12 protein-coding genes and 1 pseudogene are annotated in these 16,231 nt (G+C 44.6%); 11 read left to right on the forward strand and 2 right to left on the reverse strand.

Translation table 11 applies throughout. The features are described from left to right. Positions 1 to 579: 579 nt before the first annotated feature. From BLT94_RS05490 to glgP, 7 genes and pseudogenes are all read left to right on the forward strand, one after another. Positions 580 to 1,995: a dihydrolipoyl dehydrogenase gene (locus BLT94_RS05490; protein ID WP_092231333.1), complete on the forward strand. Its 1,416-nt coding sequence runs from the start codon at positions 580 to 582 to the stop codon at positions 1,993 to 1,995. Between the two features lie 86 nt (positions 1,996 to 2,081). After that, the gene (locus BLT94_RS05495; RefSeq protein WP_092231336.1) at positions 2,082 to 2,726 is read left to right on the forward strand and encodes a hypothetical protein; all 645 of its coding nucleotides are present in this window, start codon (positions 2,082 to 2,084) and stop codon (positions 2,724 to 2,726) included. Between the two features lie 51 nt (positions 2,727 to 2,777). Further along, complete coding sequence (locus tag BLT94_RS05500) at positions 2,778 to 3,878, forward strand: sulfurtransferase (RefSeq protein ID WP_092231339.1); 1,101 nt, start codon at positions 2,778 to 2,780, stop codon at positions 3,876 to 3,878. A gap of 4 nt (positions 3,879 to 3,882) precedes the next feature. After that, a complete protein-coding gene (locus tag BLT94_RS05505) occupies positions 3,883 to 4,425 on the forward strand; it encodes a YeeE/YedE thiosulfate transporter family protein (RefSeq protein WP_092231342.1) in 543 nt (180 codons plus the stop codon). Beyond that, on the forward strand, positions 4,422 to 5,024 hold the full coding sequence (locus BLT94_RS05510) for a YeeE/YedE thiosulfate transporter family protein (protein ID WP_092231345.1): 603 nt from the start codon (positions 4,422 to 4,424) through the stop codon (positions 5,022 to 5,024). Before BLT94_RS05505 ends, BLT94_RS05510 begins: the two co-directional genes overlap by 4 nt. Before the next feature lie 107 nt (positions 5,025 to 5,131). Continuing rightward, a pseudogene (gene tnpA / locus BLT94_RS05515) lies at positions 5,132 to 5,502 on the forward strand (IS200/IS605 family transposase). A gap of 265 nt (positions 5,503 to 5,767) precedes the next feature. Beyond that, complete coding sequence (gene glgP / locus BLT94_RS05520; RefSeq protein WP_092231348.1) at positions 5,768 to 7,906, forward strand: alpha-glucan family phosphorylase; 2,139 nt, start codon at positions 5,768 to 5,770, stop codon at positions 7,904 to 7,906. A gap of 17 nt (positions 7,907 to 7,923) precedes the next feature. On the opposite strand, the gene corA is transcribed toward glgP, so the two are convergent. Continuing rightward, positions 7,924 to 8,988 (reverse strand): magnesium/cobalt transporter CorA, encoded by a 1,065-nt coding sequence (corA, locus tag BLT94_RS05525; protein WP_092231350.1) that lies wholly within the window; start codon positions 8,986 to 8,988, stop codon positions 7,924 to 7,926. A 423-nt stretch (positions 8,989 to 9,411) separates the two neighbouring features. On the opposite strand from corA, the gene BLT94_RS05530 reads away from it, so the two are divergent. The 4 genes from BLT94_RS05530 (at position 9,412) to BLT94_RS05545 (ending at position 14,687) form a co-directional block, all read left to right on the forward strand. Beyond that, positions 9,412 to 10,458, forward strand: coding sequence for a lipid A deacylase LpxR family protein (locus tag BLT94_RS05530; RefSeq protein ID WP_245742977.1), 1,047 nt, complete (start codon positions 9,412 to 9,414; stop codon positions 10,456 to 10,458). Positions 10,459 to 10,813: 355 nt separating this feature from the next. After that, positions 10,814 to 12,682, forward strand: a complete 1,869-nt coding sequence (gene aroF / locus BLT94_RS05535) for a 3-deoxy-7-phosphoheptulonate synthase (RefSeq protein ID WP_092231355.1) — start codon at positions 10,814 to 10,816, stop codon at positions 12,680 to 12,682. A gap of 320 nt (positions 12,683 to 13,002) precedes the next feature. After that, positions 13,003 to 13,704, forward strand: coding sequence for a hypothetical protein (locus BLT94_RS05540; RefSeq protein WP_092231358.1), 702 nt, complete (start codon positions 13,003 to 13,005; stop codon positions 13,702 to 13,704). 2 nt (positions 13,705 to 13,706) lie between these two features. Further along, the gene (locus tag BLT94_RS05545) at positions 13,707 to 14,687 is read left to right on the forward strand and encodes an alpha/beta hydrolase (RefSeq protein WP_092231361.1); all 981 of its coding nucleotides are present in this window, start codon (positions 13,707 to 13,709) and stop codon (positions 14,685 to 14,687) included. Here the strand turns inward: BLT94_RS05545 and BLT94_RS05550 are convergent. Next, positions 14,678 to 15,937: a C45 family autoproteolytic acyltransferase/hydolase gene (locus BLT94_RS05550; RefSeq protein ID WP_014957935.1), complete on the reverse strand. Its 1,260-nt coding sequence runs from the start codon at positions 15,935 to 15,937 to the stop codon at positions 14,678 to 14,680. The genes BLT94_RS05545 and BLT94_RS05550 overlap by 10 nt on opposite strands. Between the last annotated feature and the right edge of the window lie 294 nt (positions 15,938 to 16,231).

Raw genomic sequence — 16,231 nt, forward strand, 5'->3', positions numbered from 1 at the left:
TAATGTTCTCAGTGCTTCAACCAAAACTTAAAGGAGATTCCAAATGTTGTGGACAATTTTTGATTTTCTGCGTGGATTTCATATTGGTAAGTAACCAGTCTATCCCTGCAACCAGTGGTTACGCTTTCAGGCGCAAAGGAAATAAGGATTCTTTTATGACTAAACAGGCAACAGAATTGAAACCGACAAGGCCAAAATTGATGATTTGGCTGAAGAGATGGACTGTAGCTTCCTGCAAGGCGATGTCAGCTGAAGCCAGATGAAGAGCCTGGGGATGAGGACTCTCAGGAGTGATTGCAACTGTATCGGCGGAATTCAAAATGCCAAAGGTCAGAAGACCGTGGAAAAAGAGTTGGCAGATGCCAAACTTTAAATTAAAGTGTTAAAAGCGCTTTTAAAAAAAACGGGGAAGATCAATTGATTATTCATTCAAGGCAAATGCTCAAATGAGTCATGGCATTCATGGCATGATGAGAAACAGTTGAACCGCATGGACGGGAAATATTTTCCTTTCACGAAACGAAAGGATTCTGCAAAAAAAAATGAACTTTCTGATTCATATTTCAATGGAGGAAGATCATGACAAAAACATATGACGCGGCAATCATCGGGGCCGGTACAGCCGGTCTGACCGCCCGGGCAGAGGTCGCCAGGCACACGGATAATTATGTGGTGATTGACGGCGGGACACTGGGAACAACCTGTGCCCGGGTCGGGTGCATGCCCTCCAAATCTTTGATTTCCATTGCAAAGGCTTATCATTCCCGGCAGGGACTGGAATTCTTAAATCTTGAAAATACCAAAGCACCCCTGCCGGATTATGCAAAGATCATGCGCCATGTCCGCCATCTCAGGGATCGGTTCGTTGCAGGCGTGGAAAGAGGTATGCAGCCGTGGCGCGACCACCTGATACAAAAACATGCCCGGTTTATTGACCCAAACACCCTTGATCTCGGAGATGAGACCGTTCATGCGGATAAGATCATCATTGCCACAGGTTCCAAACCCGTCATTCCTGAATCATGGCGGAAATATGCCAAATATCTGATGGATACAGACCAGCTGTTTGAACTTGAAACCCTTCCGCACAGTGTGGCAGTATTCGGGCTCGGCCCTGTCGGTGTGGAACTGGCCCAGGCGCTCAGCCGGATAGGGATTGACGTGACATGCGTTACACGGAGCAAAGCCATCGGCGGATTGACGGACCCGGATATTCAGAATTATGCATTTCAAAGTTTGTCACAAAACATGAATGTCCGGGTCGGATCGGCTGAAATTGTCGGTGAGAACGGCGGCAGACTGATCGTGGGCTGTGGGGATGAAACCTGGAATGCGGACCGGGTGCTGGCGGCCTTGGGCAGACATCCGGCACTGGACGGTCTCGGACTGGAAAACCTTGGTGTGAAACTGGACAGCCGCGGTATTCCACTGTTTGATGAGAACACGTTCCAAATTGAAAATCTGCCGGTCTTTATTACCGGAGATGCAAACGGACTCCGGCCCCTGCTGCATGAGGCCGCTGATGAAGGCCGGATTGCCGGGTATAATGCAATGGCCAAAGAGGTAAACTGCTTTCAGAAACGCATTTATCTGGGCATTACCTTTTCCGAACCGAATATTGCTGTTATTGGGAAATCTTATAAATCACTGATTCAGGATAAAACAGATTTTGTCATTGGTGAGTCAGACTACGAACACCAGGGAAGAGCTATTATAATGGGGCAGAACGAGGGCCGGGTCCGACTTTATGCCCGTAAAACAGACAATCTGCTTTTGGGTGCCGAACTGATCGCACCCCATGGAGAGCACTTGGCCCATCTGCTTGCCTGGGCGATTGGATTTGGAGTGCGGGCTGTGGATATTCTGTCAATGCCATTTTATCATCCTGTGCTGGAAGAAGGACTCAGAAGCGCATTCCGCCAGGTTGCGGATAAATCAACTATGCCGAAACCGCAATTCGAGATGCTCCGCTGTCAGGATTCAGTTACAGGATAAAATATCGGGGTCGGATTTAAATCGGAACCCGAATTTCATGTATGTTGAGTTCAAGAAAGGTATTCAGTTATCAGGAAAAGGCCTTTATGAAAATTGGAATCTTCAATACGATAACCTTGACGTTGCTTATGCTTTGTGCGTGTGTGGCGGGGATGTCCGGCTGCCGGTCAGATCAGGGAATTGATGGGTCATCGGATGGCGTTGTTTCCGTCCCTCATGGGTATGTGGCCCGGCTGGAGCAGGTGCATGACGGCAGGATGATCGGGTTCGGACCCTTCGTAGGTTATTATTTTCGGCCGGATGACCCCGGGGATCTGAGTCGGTTGCGATTCGTCTGTTTCAATGAAAACCGGTTCTACAGTTCGGACATGCCCGACGGCGCAAAACTGTATGAAGGAACCGCAGTTCGGACAACACTGCCCATGACCGATGCCGTCATACCAGTCCGGGACAGGATAAATCCGGTATTTTTTCATGAATTACCCAAAGACTGGCTCAACACGCGGCCGGAGCCAGGGGACGAGTTTGTGCATTTTCACTCCTGTTACAACGGTACGGGATCGGTGCTGACCGGATACTGGATTCGCCATGTGGCAGTTTCCGAATTCACTTATGACATGGGGGGACGGGTGGGAAAAGAAAGTCCACTGTATCATCGGGTCCGCAAAGGGCCGGACCGGGACTTTGCAAGTATCGTCGAATTCGACAGGGGGCCGGAAAAAAAAGATTGAACGGCATCTTTATTGTAAACGATATACCAATAAGGAAAGGACAAAAAAGACATGAAAAACAGCAAACTGATTCGTTATGTGGCGATTGCTGCGGTTTTGCTGCTCGGCGTTTACTGGTCGGCGGCTTCGGCGATCAGCGGCAAAGATTACCCCAATGCCGGTTTTCTGGCCAGTGCCGAGTGGCTGAAATTCCACAAGAACGACGCGTCCCTTGTGATTGTAGATGTCCGAATGGACAAATACTCTGAGGGTAAACTGATTCCCAAAGCCGTCCGCATGCCCTGGCAGCAATTTCAATACGACGACACTGCCGGCAACATGGGCGGGCTGTTCGTGGGTATCGGGCGTGCACAGCAACTGCTGGGCGAACACGGCATCAGCCGGAACGATACTGTGGTGCTTTATGATTCGGTGAAACGGGACGGGGGTGCCACCAGTTCCTACATTTTCTGGGTTCTTGACCTGCTGGGTCACAAGAACATGAAGGTGCTGGAGCGGGGCATTGACAGTTGGATCGAGGCCGGCGGAGAAACGGTGTCTGAACCCCGCAAGCCTGAAGCAGTTTTCTACCAGGCCCCGTCAGGGGAAATTAAATTGCGCAAATGGGTGAAAGCCGGCTACATTATGCCGCGGCTTGGTGATCCCTATTACCAGATTCTGGATGTCCGGTCCCGGGAAGAATACCTGGGCGCAAAACCCAATACCGGGCTGGACGGCACAGCGCTCAGTCTGGGACATATCCCGACCGCATACAACAACGACTACACCCTCAACTGGACCACCCCTGAAATCAAGGCGATAAAACCCTACGCTGCGTTGACGGAACTCTACAGCGGTCTTGACCCCGGCAGAGCCGTCATCCTCTACTGCCATTCGGCCAGACGGGGATCATTCGGATATTTCATCCTCAGGCTCATGGGATTCGAGGACGCGATACTCTACGAGCCGTCCTGGATGGAATGGGGCAATAAACGCTATTACCACCCTGTTGAAACTGCGGAAAATGTCCTCACCCGCGATACCTTCCCGGAGGCGAAGTCCACATCAGCGGTCTTCAATCCCCAGGCAAAGACAAACCGGAAAAGCGGCGCTGCCGCAACATCCGGAGGCGGCCGCAGTTCCAAAAGCGGGTACGTCTCCTGCGGAGGATAAGCATATGGAAAACACAAACAGACATTGCAGTCCCTATTGGAAATGGATCCCGGCCGCGTTTGCCCTGTCGGGCATCATCATCTTCATCTTTGCGACCTACGGGCCCCCGGCTTCGTCCAGCGGATTCGTCAGCGTCCTCAAAGGGTTTTTTGAGTGGGCCGCGCCGAAATATGCTGAGACCAATGCCCACTACAAGTCCATTCCCGGCCCCGGTTCGTGGCTTGTCACCTTTGTGCTGGGCATGGCCATCGGCGGTTTTATCGCGGGCCGTACATCCAAAAAAATCCCGGTGCATGATGTTCCGCCCATCTGGAAGAGACGGTTCGGCGGCAGCCGGGCAAAACGTTACGCAGCCACTTTTTTCGGAGGGTTCCTGATCCTCTTCGGTTCGCGGCTGGCCGGCGGCTGTACCCTGGGGCTTTTTATCTCTGGCTCAGCGCAACTGGCCGTCAGCGGCCTTTATTTCGGTGTGGTAATTTTTGCCGTGGCCATGCTCACAGCCCGGCTGATCTTCGGTAAGACCGCAGAAAAGGAGGATATCCAATGACGAATATCTGGCTGGGACTCTTTTCAGGTATTGCGTTCGGATTTGTAATCCAGCGAATCGGTGCCACTGACGCCAATCGAATGGCCCGATCTCACCTGATGCTGGACGCGGATATCCCCCGGTTTATGATCCTGACGGTGGCTTTGTCCGCCGTGGGCCTCTTCGGGCTCCAGGCGGTCGGCGTGGGGCGAACCCTGCCCCTGCCCACCAGCATCGTGGCCACCGGACTGGCAGCAGTGATTTTCGGCATCGGGTGGGGGCTGACCGGGTACTGCCCCGGCACCACCTGGGCTGCCGCAGGCGAGGGACGCATGGATGCGGTCTTTGCCCTGCTGGGCGGATTGGCAGGTACGGCTCTTTTCGCCCAGTTGCATGAGACCCTGATTCCTATTTTATACGATCCCACCAACGTGGGGCAGATAACCCTGACGGACCTGTTAGGCAATTATGCCGTAGCTGTCTCGGTGCTGGCCGTTGGTTTCGGTCTGTGCGCCTGGGGCCTTGGAAAGCTATGGGGATCAGGCGAACAGGCTGTTGCCTTCGAACGAGGATCCGATTCGAAGACGTCGTTGGGTAACGCCGAAAAAAGCGGCGGATAGATTTATCACTCCCTTTATGATAGTTGTAGAACACTTTGATGGAGGTGTTTATGAATTATCGATATGGGAGTCTCACTATTTTTAACATTTAGTATCATTTTGTATGGGTGACCAAATATCGTTACCAAGTACTGAAAGGTGATGCAGCCCTTAGAGTCAGGGAATTGGTTCGGCAAACATGTGAATATTTTGAAATAAGAATCATCAAAGGTGTGGTCAGCAAAGACCATGTTCACATATTTGTATCTGATCCACCAACAATGGCACCAAGTGAAATAATGCGAAGGATAAAAGGAAGAACAGCCAGCAAATCGTTTGAAGAGTTTCCAGTGTTGAAAAAACGATATTGGGGGAGGCTTTCCGGGCTCGTGGTTATTTTTGCGTGAGTTCTGATAAAATAACTCAGGATATGATCATAAATTACCTTGAACATCATTTTGAACCTCGTAAAAATGATAATTTTAAAACAGAGTATTAACCAACGGGTCTTGGGCCCGTATCTGCACTTTCAGTGCTTGATTGAAACCCTCCGACTTTCAGTCGGTGTGTTGTTTAGTTTATAAGGCGTTTTAATTGGCAGAATTGTTCAGTCTGCAAATTGCGGAAGGAGTTAAAAAGGAGTTAAAAAAGATTTATACTGTTTTCGGATATGTATAACATAAGAGCAACCGCTCCTCCCGTAAAAGTTTACAGTTTTTCACATACTTGGATATCAATTTTATTTTATAGGAGATGAAAAAAATATGGAAAAAACAAGTGCTGTGCCACCGTTGTTCCCTCATTTGCCAAAACGTCTGGAAGGCTTGGAGGATCTGGCGGAAAATCTCTGGTGGAGTTGGAATCCGGGCGCACGAATGCTTTTTAAAACACTTGACCGCAAGGCCTGGAAAGAAAGCGGGCACAACCCTGACAAGATGCTCAGGGAATTTCCCAGCGAGGGTCTGGAAAAAGCCTGCGCAAACCCCGATTATCTTCGTATGTATGATGAGGTGATGGCTGAATTTTATGATTATATGCAGGCCAAAGAGTGTCATCTGCTGGATTCTGCTTTGCTGGATAAAAAGTATGCTGTGGCTTATTTTTCCGCAGAATACGGCCTTCACCGTTCGCTGCCCCTGTATGCCGGGGGACTGGGTTTTCTGGCGGGAGATTTCATAAAAGAATGCAGCGACTTGTGCGTCCCGCTTGTGGCAGTTGGGTTTATGTACCCGGAGGGTTATTTTCGGCAGCAGATCCGGGATGACGGGTGGCAGGAAAATCTTGTCGAGCCAATCAACAGGGAAGCCGCTCCTATTTCCAAAGTAATAAACAAAGATGGACAACAGCTTGTTGTCAAGGTGCCTCTGACCGATCCCCCTATCCATGTTGCGGTGTGGAAGGTTGCCGTTGGAAGGGTTCCCCTGTATCTCATGGACACGGATATCGAGATCAACGATCCATGGAACAGGGGCATTACCGCCCGGCTCTATACCGGGGACCTTGAGCAGCGCCTGCGCCAGGAAATAGTCCTGGGGATAGGTGGGGCGGAAGTACTCAAGGCTTTAGGCATTGATCATTATCTTTTGCACCTGAACGAGGGCCATGCCGCCTTTGCTCTTTTAGAACGGATCAGGACAAAGGTAGCCTCTGGCAAGGATTTTAAAACTGCTGCCAAGGAAAATATTACGACCACTATTTTCACAACACATACCCCTGTTCCGGCCGGACATGATATTTTTCCCTTTCAAATGATTGAAAAGTATTTTCATTCCTATTGGCCGGATATGGGGCTGGATCGTGACACATTTTTCCAGTTGGGCGTTCATCCGGAAAAACCAGAGGCAGGATTTAATATGACTGCATTTGCGTTGAGGTTGTCCGGTTCTCGAAATGCAGTGAGCAAACGTCATGCCGAGGTTTCCCAAAAGATGTGGCACAGCCTGTGGCCTGATGTGGCGGAAAATAAGGTTCCCATAGAATATGTCACCAACGGTGTTCACACACCCACATGGATCGAACCGAAAATGAAACTTCTGCTGGATAAGCATATCGGGACTGATTGGCTTGACAGGCATGATGATCCGACCATCTGGCAGGGTATTGACAAAATTCCGGATATTGAATTGTTGCAAACTCACCATTGGCTCAAGGTAAAACTGATTGATGCCATCCGGGAGCGCACACGTCAGCGCTGGGGCAACGGGGATGCCAGTGCCTCCATTATGCTGACCGGCGGTGCTTTTCTGGACCCGTGGGCTCTTACCATCGGCTTTGCCCGCAGATTTGCAACATATAAAAGGGCGTTATTGATATTTCAGGATCTGGATCGTCTTAAAAAACTTTTAAAAGACCGCTGGCGTCCCATACAGATTATCTTTGCCGGCAAAGCCCATCCTGCGGATGATCCCGGTAAAAGGCTTTTGCAGAACCTGATAAATCTGGCCCGTGATCCTCAGCTTGGAGGCAGAATTGCCTTTGTGGAGGATTATGGGGAGCAATTGGCCCAGTACCTGGTGCATGGCGTTGATATATGGCTTAACAATCCATTGCCGCCCTTTGAGGCTTGCGGGACAAGCGGCATGAAGGCCGCTTTAAATGGTGTGCCGCATTTAAGCATACTGGATGGTTGGTGGGGCGAAGGGTTTAACGGTAAAAACGGTTGGGGCATAGAACATGACGATAATTTGAGCAATCCTGACGGTAGCGATGCTGATAAAATTTACAACATCCTTGAACAAGACATTATACCACGTTATTACAACCTGTCTGAAAACGGCATTCCTAACGAATGGATACGTTTGATGAAGGAAACCATTAAAAGCAGTGCGGCCGGGTTTTCGGCTCGCCGAATGGTCAAACAATACATTGAAAAGTTCTATTCTAAAAGCATGAAAGGGGCTTAGATGCTTGCCCTGATTGTCTACAGCCAGCGTTTTCGTTTGAAAAAAACGAGCAGTGCCCCGGCAATGACAATCAGGGCCGTCCAGAAAACGGCATAGCTGTATTTATAGTGCAGCTCAGGCAAATATTCAAAATTTGTACCATAGATGCCGGCTATGAACGTAAGGGGAATAAAAATGGCGGCAAAGATGGTTAAAACCTTCATGATGTCGTTCATTTTGTTTGCCATAACGGAATTGTATATGTTTAGCTGGTCGGTCAACAGATCCCGATAGGTGTCAATTGCTTCCGTGGCTTGGTTGATAAGATCCTGGAGGTCTTTTAAAAAAGGAATTGTGGATTCTTGGAACAGATCGCTGTCAAGCCGGGACAGATGAAGAATGGCCTCTCTTGCCGGTCGGATGGATTTTCTCAAATAATTTATTTCCCGCTTAAAAGCATTGATTTTTTCCATAACCGTGGTGTCATTGCCTTCAAGGATCATTTCCTCAAGGTCTTCAATTTTTTCTCCAATCACCTCAATAATGTGAATGTAATTGTCCACAACCGTATCAAGGAGAGAATAGGCAAGGTAATCAGTGCCGGAGCCTCGAATGCGTGATTTTTGCCGTCTGATTCTTTTCCGGACCGGTTCAAAAACATCCCCGGGTTGTTCCTGAAACGTCACCAGAAAGTTATCGCCCAGAACAATACTCAATTGCTCGTTGAAGATCATTTCGGTTTCCGTATCAAATCGGATCATTTTTAACACAATGAAAATATAGGCATTAAAATCTTCTACTTTGGGTCGCTGGCCCGTGTTTAGAATATCCTCCATTACAAGTGGGTGAAGGTCAAAAATTTGCCCCACCTCCTTGATTTTTTCAATGTCATGCAGCCCGTTAATATTGAGCCAGGTCACGGTGTTTGTTTGTTTGAAATGTGACCCGTCTTTAATATGAGACAATTCCTGTTCAGTCAGGATAGTGGAATCGTAATCTATCACTCGTGCCTGTACAGATGTTGTTTTTTTTTCCCCGATGAAAATCAGGGCTCCTGGGCTTTGGCCTTTGCTTTCTTCGCGGTTTTTTAAAAATCGTGCCATAAAAAGGTCTCCTTGCCTGAAGTGCAGAGGATTGTGTGGATTTCATGACGGGCAGCTTTTTTTGTTAATCTCATGGATGTGTCCTTAAAACGCCTTTCCAGCTGTCGGCAATCAGAGCGGTGGAGTTCAATAAAACAAAGGGTGCCTTTAATTCTGGGAGGCTATATAATGCGGTTGCCGGACCGGATCAAGTTTTTGTTTTCTTTATTTACGAGTTCATGCCATTGTGTTCGGTTTCGTGTCTGTTGTTTTATCTTTAGTGATTCACTTTGTTAAAAATATTGAAGCTCATATAGTAAACCTTTAAAATTCGTTACGCAATAATTTATGACGGTAAATTTTTTGAATGTTTTTTAACAGCCCTCTTTTTTAATGCATTAAAATATATTAAGACTGTTTATTTTAATACAATAGAGGTGTGTTTTGAGTTTGTTAAATATAGTCAGACAATATGGGTGTATAGGCATTATTTTTTATTGGTTCTTTTTTTCAGCCTCTGCCTGGGCCAAAGATGCCTCTGAGATTCAAACAGTTAAGCTATTCTATGAAAATGATCTTTTCGGGGATACAGACAAGTATTACACCAATGCCATGCAGATTACCTGGCTTTCCAAGGATTTGAACCGATATATGGATGATGTTCGTCTGCCAAAATGGTCCATACCGATCATTAAAGCCATTCCTTTCTCCGGTGATGGGGGAAGTGCCCACAATGTAGGTATTTTGCTTGGACATCAGATCTATACACCTTCTGATATCCAGACAACTTCACCATCTAAAATGGACCGGCCGTATGCAGGCTTTGTTTACGGTGGGCTGGCATTGCACAGTAAAACCGCAACCATCCTTGATACGCTTGAAATTGCCCTGGGTGTTGTAGGTCCTGCTGCCAAAGGGGAATTTGTTCAGAATACGGTCCATGATTGGAGGGGTATTTCCACAGCAAAGGGATGGGATAACCAGCTTCATAATGAACCGGCAATCAGGTTGTCGTGGCAGCGAAAATGGCATCTGCACAGCATGGAGTTGTCAAAAATCCTGGATTATGACCTTATTTCTCATGCCGGTATGACCCTGGGCAATGTGAGAACATCCGTCAATACAGGTGGTGAAATCCGCTTCGGGTATAATATTCCAAAAGATTTCGGATCAGATATCATCAGGGCCGGAGCAGGAGTGAGCGCTCCATTTAATAGACATTCGGGTCCCGGAAAGACAACTTTTGGTGCGCATATGTTTGCCGCTTCCCAAGTTGAGGCCGTCTTTCGTAATATTTTTCTGGACGGCAACACCTGGAAAGACAGTCCGAGCGTTGATAAAAAATGGCTGGTGGCAGACCTTTCCGTGGGATTTTCATTCAGCGTTGATATGGTCAAACTGACCTACCGGCATCTTTTCAGAACCAAACAGTTTGACAACCAGGAACAGGGGCAGGTCATAGGATCTTTGACCTTGACCCTCTCGTTTTAACCTGGACGCTTTATGTTAAAGAAACTGATTTTAATGCCGAGTTTTTCAAAATGGCATAATTGGTAAGGGAAAATTTTTTATTGTTGACAAGAGTTGAAATGACCTGTAGATATTATTCTAATCAATTGGAGAAAAAATGAATAAAATGACACACATAAATATATTTAATTTTGGACGTTTCTTTTTTAGGAGCGTTCATCCGGTGTGACGTTTTATTTTTCAGTTAAATAAAGCCCCGGGTGGACATCAAGCCACCCGGGGCTTTTTTGATTTTTAAGGCTCTGGGAATATTTTTCCCGGGGCCTTTTTTATTTTAAGCCTGATTTAAATGATTTTTTGACAAAGGAGAAACAAAATGATTCTTGTACTGGAAAGCAATATTACTGAACATCAGAAGGATAGAATTAAAAACATGCTGTCCGATGAGAAGTGTATTACCCGTGAAATTATGGATGCCGGCAAAAATATTATCGGCATCATCGGAAAACCCGCAACAAGCCTGGATGAATTTAAACAAATGGAAGGAATTGCCGATGCCGTTCGCGTCACAACCGCACACAAGCTTGCCAGCCGGGAGTTTAAATCAGAAGACACCAAGGTAAAAATCGGAAATGTTGTGGTGGGGGGGGACAGGATTGTCATTGTTGCAGGACCGTGTGCCGTGGAAAGCCATGAACAGGCCATGACCATTGCAAAAGAGGTGAAAAAATATGGTGCGGTGCTGTTCAGGGGCGGGGCATATAAACCCAGATCTTCGCCATATTCCTTCCAGGGGCTGGAAGAAGAAGGACTCAAAATTCTCGCAGATGTCAGGGAACAGACAGGACTTGGCGTGGTCACTGAAATTACATCTGTGTCCCAGGCGGATTTGATGATGAAATATGTTGATGTGGTTCAGATCGGTGCCCGCAACATGCAGAATTTTGAACTGTTAAAATGTGTGGGCCGCATGGACAAACCGGTTGTGTTGAAACGGGGGCTGGCCGCTACAATCCAGGAATGGCTTATGTCTGCAGAATATATTATGGCGGGAGGAAACAACAATGTGATCCTTTGTGAACGGGGTATCAGAACCTTTGAGCCTTATACAAGAAACACACTGGATCTGTCGGCCATTCCGGTTTTGAAAAAATTGACTCATCTGCCCATTATTATTGATCCAAGCCATGCAACGGGCATGAGGGAAAAAGTAAGTCCCATGGCAAGGGCTGCTGTTGCGGCGGGGGCGGATGCCCTAATGATTGAGGTTCACAACAATCCTGACCAGGCGCTGTCAGACGGTCCACAGAGTCTTTACCCGGAACAGTTCGGTCAGTTGACACGGGATCTTTATGTGATTGCACCGGTTGTGGGCAAGCAGCTTGATTTTGATTATTTGAAAAAATCGGAAATCATCAACAATATGGAAGCTAAAGATTCAAAAACAGCCGCCTTTATAGGAGAATACGGGGCTTACAGCCATAAAGCCAGTCTTGGCTATTTCGGCGAAGAAATTCGGCCTGTTCCAATGAAAACATTTAAGGATATTTTCCAGGCGGTTCAAACCGGGCATTGCCAGTACGGTGTTGTTCCTTTAGAAAATTCGCTTTCCGGCTCCATCCATGAGAATTTCGATCTGCTTCAGGAATATGATCTGAAAATAATCGGCGAGATCACCATAAGAGTGAAACATGCATTGATAGCTCATAAAAATGTGTCAAAAAATGAAATCAAAAAGATTCTTGCGCCGCCACCTGCATTTTCGCAATGCAAAAACTACCTGGATCAATATCCTGAAATCGAGCAGGTTCCGGTCAAAGCCACTTCCAGTGCAGTGAGGTATGTCAAGGATTCCGACGATAAGTATGCCGCAGCAATCGGATCAACCATGGCCGCAAAAATTTTTGATATGAATATTCTTGAAGAATCCATTGAAGATAATCCAAGAAATTACACACGGTTTGCCATAATTGCCAAAGAGATCAAAGGGCATAAAAAAGTGAACAAGACATCCATTATTTTTTCCACCGGCAATCAACCAGGTGCTTTATATGAAGTTATGAAAGTATTTTCAGAATACCAGATCAATCTTGTGAAGCTCGAATCTCGGCCAATGCTGGGAAAGCCTTGGGAATATATGTTTTACGCGGATCTTGAAGCTGATATTGAAACACCGGAACTTGCACCCGCAATGGAAATGCTCCGGGAGAAATCTGAAAACCTAAGAATTTTAGGACGATATTAAAGGCTTTTTTAAAAACAGGCATCCCTTATTTGTACACGAATGATTTGAATATAATTGATTTAAATGCAGTTCATGTTTGAATCTGGGATGCTTAAAAACCTTCCTTGTACTATTCTTTTTCAAGATAATCAAGTTTTAGTTGAATTATTTTTATATTATTATTATAGTTTAATTAATGAATTATATTCTGATTTGTTGTGTAAGTATCCGTATAAAATTTTCTGCCTATACGCAAGAATGTCTCTTGCTGATGTTCTTGCCATATTAAAAAGAACTTGATTAAAAACTTTGGCCCATGCGCTTAGGTAGGGAGGTTTATCATGGGAAGAAAGTTTCGTAAAAAAAGCAAGCTTACAACCACCATACTTCTGATTTTTTTATTCTGTTTTTTTATTTGTCCCCCCCTGTTGGCTGAACCTGTAACAGCCGGTTTTTGTTTTGATTATCTGACGGCAAAACTGCTTGGCAACAAAGAACTTATGTCAAAGGATACAGAATTTTCATCAATCCATGATTCATATTTTCAAACCGAAGAAATGGGGTTCGAACCAGGCGATGATGAATTGGAACATGAGGGTTATCTGCGTCGGAAAAAGGTTGAAAAAATTATGTTGCAAACCATTGAAGATCTTTTTCGTCAAACCAGGACAGGCAAAAAAATCAATAGGCTTGAAACAAAAATAAGCAATTTTTCCAAAATTGAATATATTAAATACGCCGATGAAAAAAGCTATTTAAGGCATCGTTCAAATATGAAAAATGATCAAAAAAAAATATTTGGCCTGCGTTTTGATGCTCATCTTTTCAACAATGCAAATTTAGACCCGTCTGACTGTGAATTGGAAGTAAGCTCTTTTTATTATGACACAAGAGCCAGTGCCGCTTTCAAACCAATTAACAATGAATTCACAGTTCAATTTACAAAAAGTATGTCGCAATATACAAATTCAAAAACAATCCTTGAGTTTGCAGTTTCAGGTTCTGAAACACAATGCATGATAAAATTCGGGTTTGATTTTTAATTATGAAGCTTGTCATATGTTTTTTTGCGCTGTTCTTTTTTGCCTTATCCTGTGCCCATTATCCCATGGATAAAAATTATAATGGACCGCTAATCCTTCCCGAAGCGATTAAAGAAAAATATCAATACACCTCCCATTCAAAAAATCCTGTAATAAATATTAAAAAAAATAAAAAAGGTTTTTTTGTACAAGAGATAAAACTTTTTTCTTCTTTGAATAGTGTTAAAGGTGCAGGAGAGATAAAGATAGAGTATTACGGCATACCTGGCAATATAAAAAGACCGGTTATTATGGTTTTGCCCATTCTTGGCGGGCCCAATACCATTGTTAAAAGCTTTGCCAGGTTTTTTGTAAAAAACGGATATGCTGCCGTGATAGTACACAGAAATAATTCTTATAAAAAATTAAAAGTTCTTAATAAAATAGATCCCGTTCTGCGCCAGATTATTATTGATCACATGCAGGTTCTGGACTGGATCAAAACAAGAAATGATCTTGATGAAAATAATACCGGTGTTTTCGGCATAAGCATGGGCGGTATAAAGGCCGCTCTTGTAACCGCAATTGATCAGCGTATCAAAGCAAGTGTTTTTGCCCTGGCAGGCGGGGATCTTCCCTATATATTGAGTTACTCAAAAGAAAAGGGAATTAGAAAAAAAAGAACCCGGTATATGGATGAAAATCATGTTACCCTGGATGAATTACACAATGAACTCAAGCAAACTATAACCTGTGATCCGTTAAATTATGCCCGATATATAGATGCAAAAAAAAGCCTGATGATTCTTGCTGTTTTTGACACTGCTGTTCCATATAAAAAGGGAAAAGAGCTGAGAAAAAAAATTGGAAACCCTGAAAGTATTTATTTGCTTGCAGGCCACTATTCAGCAATCTTGTACATTGATTATGTAAAACACAAATCCCTTGATTTTTTCAGAAAAAAATTAAATCTGCCGTATGAAGCAATGATACATCATCGGTAAGATTCCAAATGCGATTTAAAATCAAAATAAAACCATTTTTGATTGCATGCTTTTCCCTGTTTGTCCATTTTGTCATTTGCAGCATAGCTGGACCATGTTTCAAGTGTTTGAGGTTTAAAAATAACGTTTTGAATATTTCCCTTTAGCGATACTTTTTTTGAGATTTCCATTAATATGGTGGTTGAAATACTGCCATAATTTTCTTTAAGGGTCTGGTACAATTCTTTGGACTTTGCACCTGCATACAATACATCATCCAGTGCAGGATAGATATCACCATCCCTTTCATCTTTAAGAATTGTATTTTCCTTAAATGTGATAACCCGTTGCCGGTCCGTTATTAATATCAGGCCGCTCACCTGGTTTTTTGTTTTTTTTGCGTCACTTATAAGATAAACATATGAACAGGTTCTTTTGGCATTTTTTATGATTTTTACAGCATCTTCAAGGGAGTTTGCCTCCCGCATCAGTTTTCTGAAAAGAAAAACAAAGGGTATGCCCTCAAGGGTTTCACCTTCCGGATTTCCATATCCCATTTCGCCGAAAGCCATTTGCTTTTCGTTCATCCCTGATACACACCCTATAAATCCTGCAAACGAGAATGTTACCGAGGCATTGCCGACATCAGGTTTATGAACGAGTATGACCGGCCAGTTTTGGGCACCCAGTCTCCTGTTCCAGTCAAGGACCCTCATCTGAAACATTTCACCATTTTTACTGGCGTTGCCGAATGCCATGATATTGCTGCAACTGGTGCTTTTAAATTTTTTTAAGAATCTTTTTTTATACTTGTATTCAGACACGGCAGGTATGGCATGCATCCAGTGTACAAGCCGCAATGGGAGATTGGCCCCATGGGCAAGTCCCCGCATTTCCTCTTTTTCGGCAACAGGGATATATGGTTCCATAAGATCATATATTTCATCCATGATGTCGGTTGATGCATACAAAGCAGCGATTTTCATAATATGGTTTATACAGGCCCGGACATCCTGCCTTAACAGCCGTCCATGCTGAAATCCCATTTCATAAGGCGTTCCCCTGAGATGAAGAACTTTAATGTGGTTCACATCAGGATCATTGGATTGTTTAAGAACTGCCTTGGCAAGAATGGATTCTTCCGCATTTTTATTTTGAATAACCATTGATCTTTGATAAAGGTCAATTTTATTTTCAGGCAGTTTTGTACATCCCTGGGCAAGAAAAATAAGCATGGTCAAAGAAGTGATTCTTATAATCCGTTTAATCATAACGGTCTCCTCCTTATGTTCAGCTTTCAAAATTAAAATGGTATAACTTTTGTTGTCTTTATGCTGGAACATCTCCGGATTGAAGGTTGAAAAAAGATTAAATTAAAATCAGTCTTAGAAATTTTTCGGGAGATAATTATAAATACAATAATACCATATTTAAACAATCAAAAAAATAGTGTTGTTTAAGCCAAATTTATTATTTTCAAAATTATACTAATTATTGTATCATCTCTGGTCTAATTAAGTAATTCATCTGGATGTTGTGATACCTTAAATGTATGGATAGCAGCC

Origin of the sequence: Desulfobacula phenolica, from assembly GCF_900105645.1 — a bacterium.
Lineage (GTDB): Bacteria > Desulfobacterota > Desulfobacteria > Desulfobacterales > Desulfobacteraceae > Desulfobacula > Desulfobacula toluolica.

What these genes read in the sequence shown, in the direction of transcription:
- BLT94_RS05490 (WP_092231333.1), top strand. Translation starts at nt 580, where the DNA reads ATGACAAAAACATATGACGCGGCAATCATCGGGGCCGGTACAGCCGGT.
- BLT94_RS05495 (WP_092231336.1), top strand. Translation starts at nt 2,082, where the DNA reads ATGAAAATTGGAATCTTCAATACGATAACCTTGACGTTGCTTATGCTT.
- BLT94_RS05500 (WP_092231339.1), top strand. Translation starts at nt 2,778, where the DNA reads ATGAAAAACAGCAAACTGATTCGTTATGTGGCGATTGCTGCGGTTTTG.
- BLT94_RS05505 (WP_092231342.1), top strand. Translation starts at nt 3,883, where the DNA reads ATGGAAAACACAAACAGACATTGCAGTCCCTATTGGAAATGGATCCCG.
- BLT94_RS05510 (WP_092231345.1), top strand. Translation starts at nt 4,422, where the DNA reads ATGACGAATATCTGGCTGGGACTCTTTTCAGGTATTGCGTTCGGATTT.
- glgP (WP_092231348.1), top strand. Translation starts at nt 5,768, where the DNA reads ATGGAAAAAACAAGTGCTGTGCCACCGTTGTTCCCTCATTTGCCAAAA.
- corA (WP_092231350.1), bottom strand. Translation starts at nt 8,988, where the DNA reads ATGGCACGATTTTTAAAAAACCGCGAAGAAAGCAAAGGCCAAAGCCCA.
- aroF (WP_092231355.1), top strand. Translation starts at nt 10,814, where the DNA reads ATGATTCTTGTACTGGAAAGCAATATTACTGAACATCAGAAGGATAGA.
- BLT94_RS05540 (WP_092231358.1), top strand. Translation starts at nt 13,003, where the DNA reads ATGGGAAGAAAGTTTCGTAAAAAAAGCAAGCTTACAACCACCATACTT.
- BLT94_RS05545 (WP_092231361.1), top strand. Translation starts at nt 13,707, where the DNA reads ATGAAGCTTGTCATATGTTTTTTTGCGCTGTTCTTTTTTGCCTTATCC.
- BLT94_RS05550 (WP_014957935.1), bottom strand. Translation starts at nt 15,937, where the DNA reads ATGATTAAACGGATTATAAGAATCACTTCTTTGACCATGCTTATTTTT.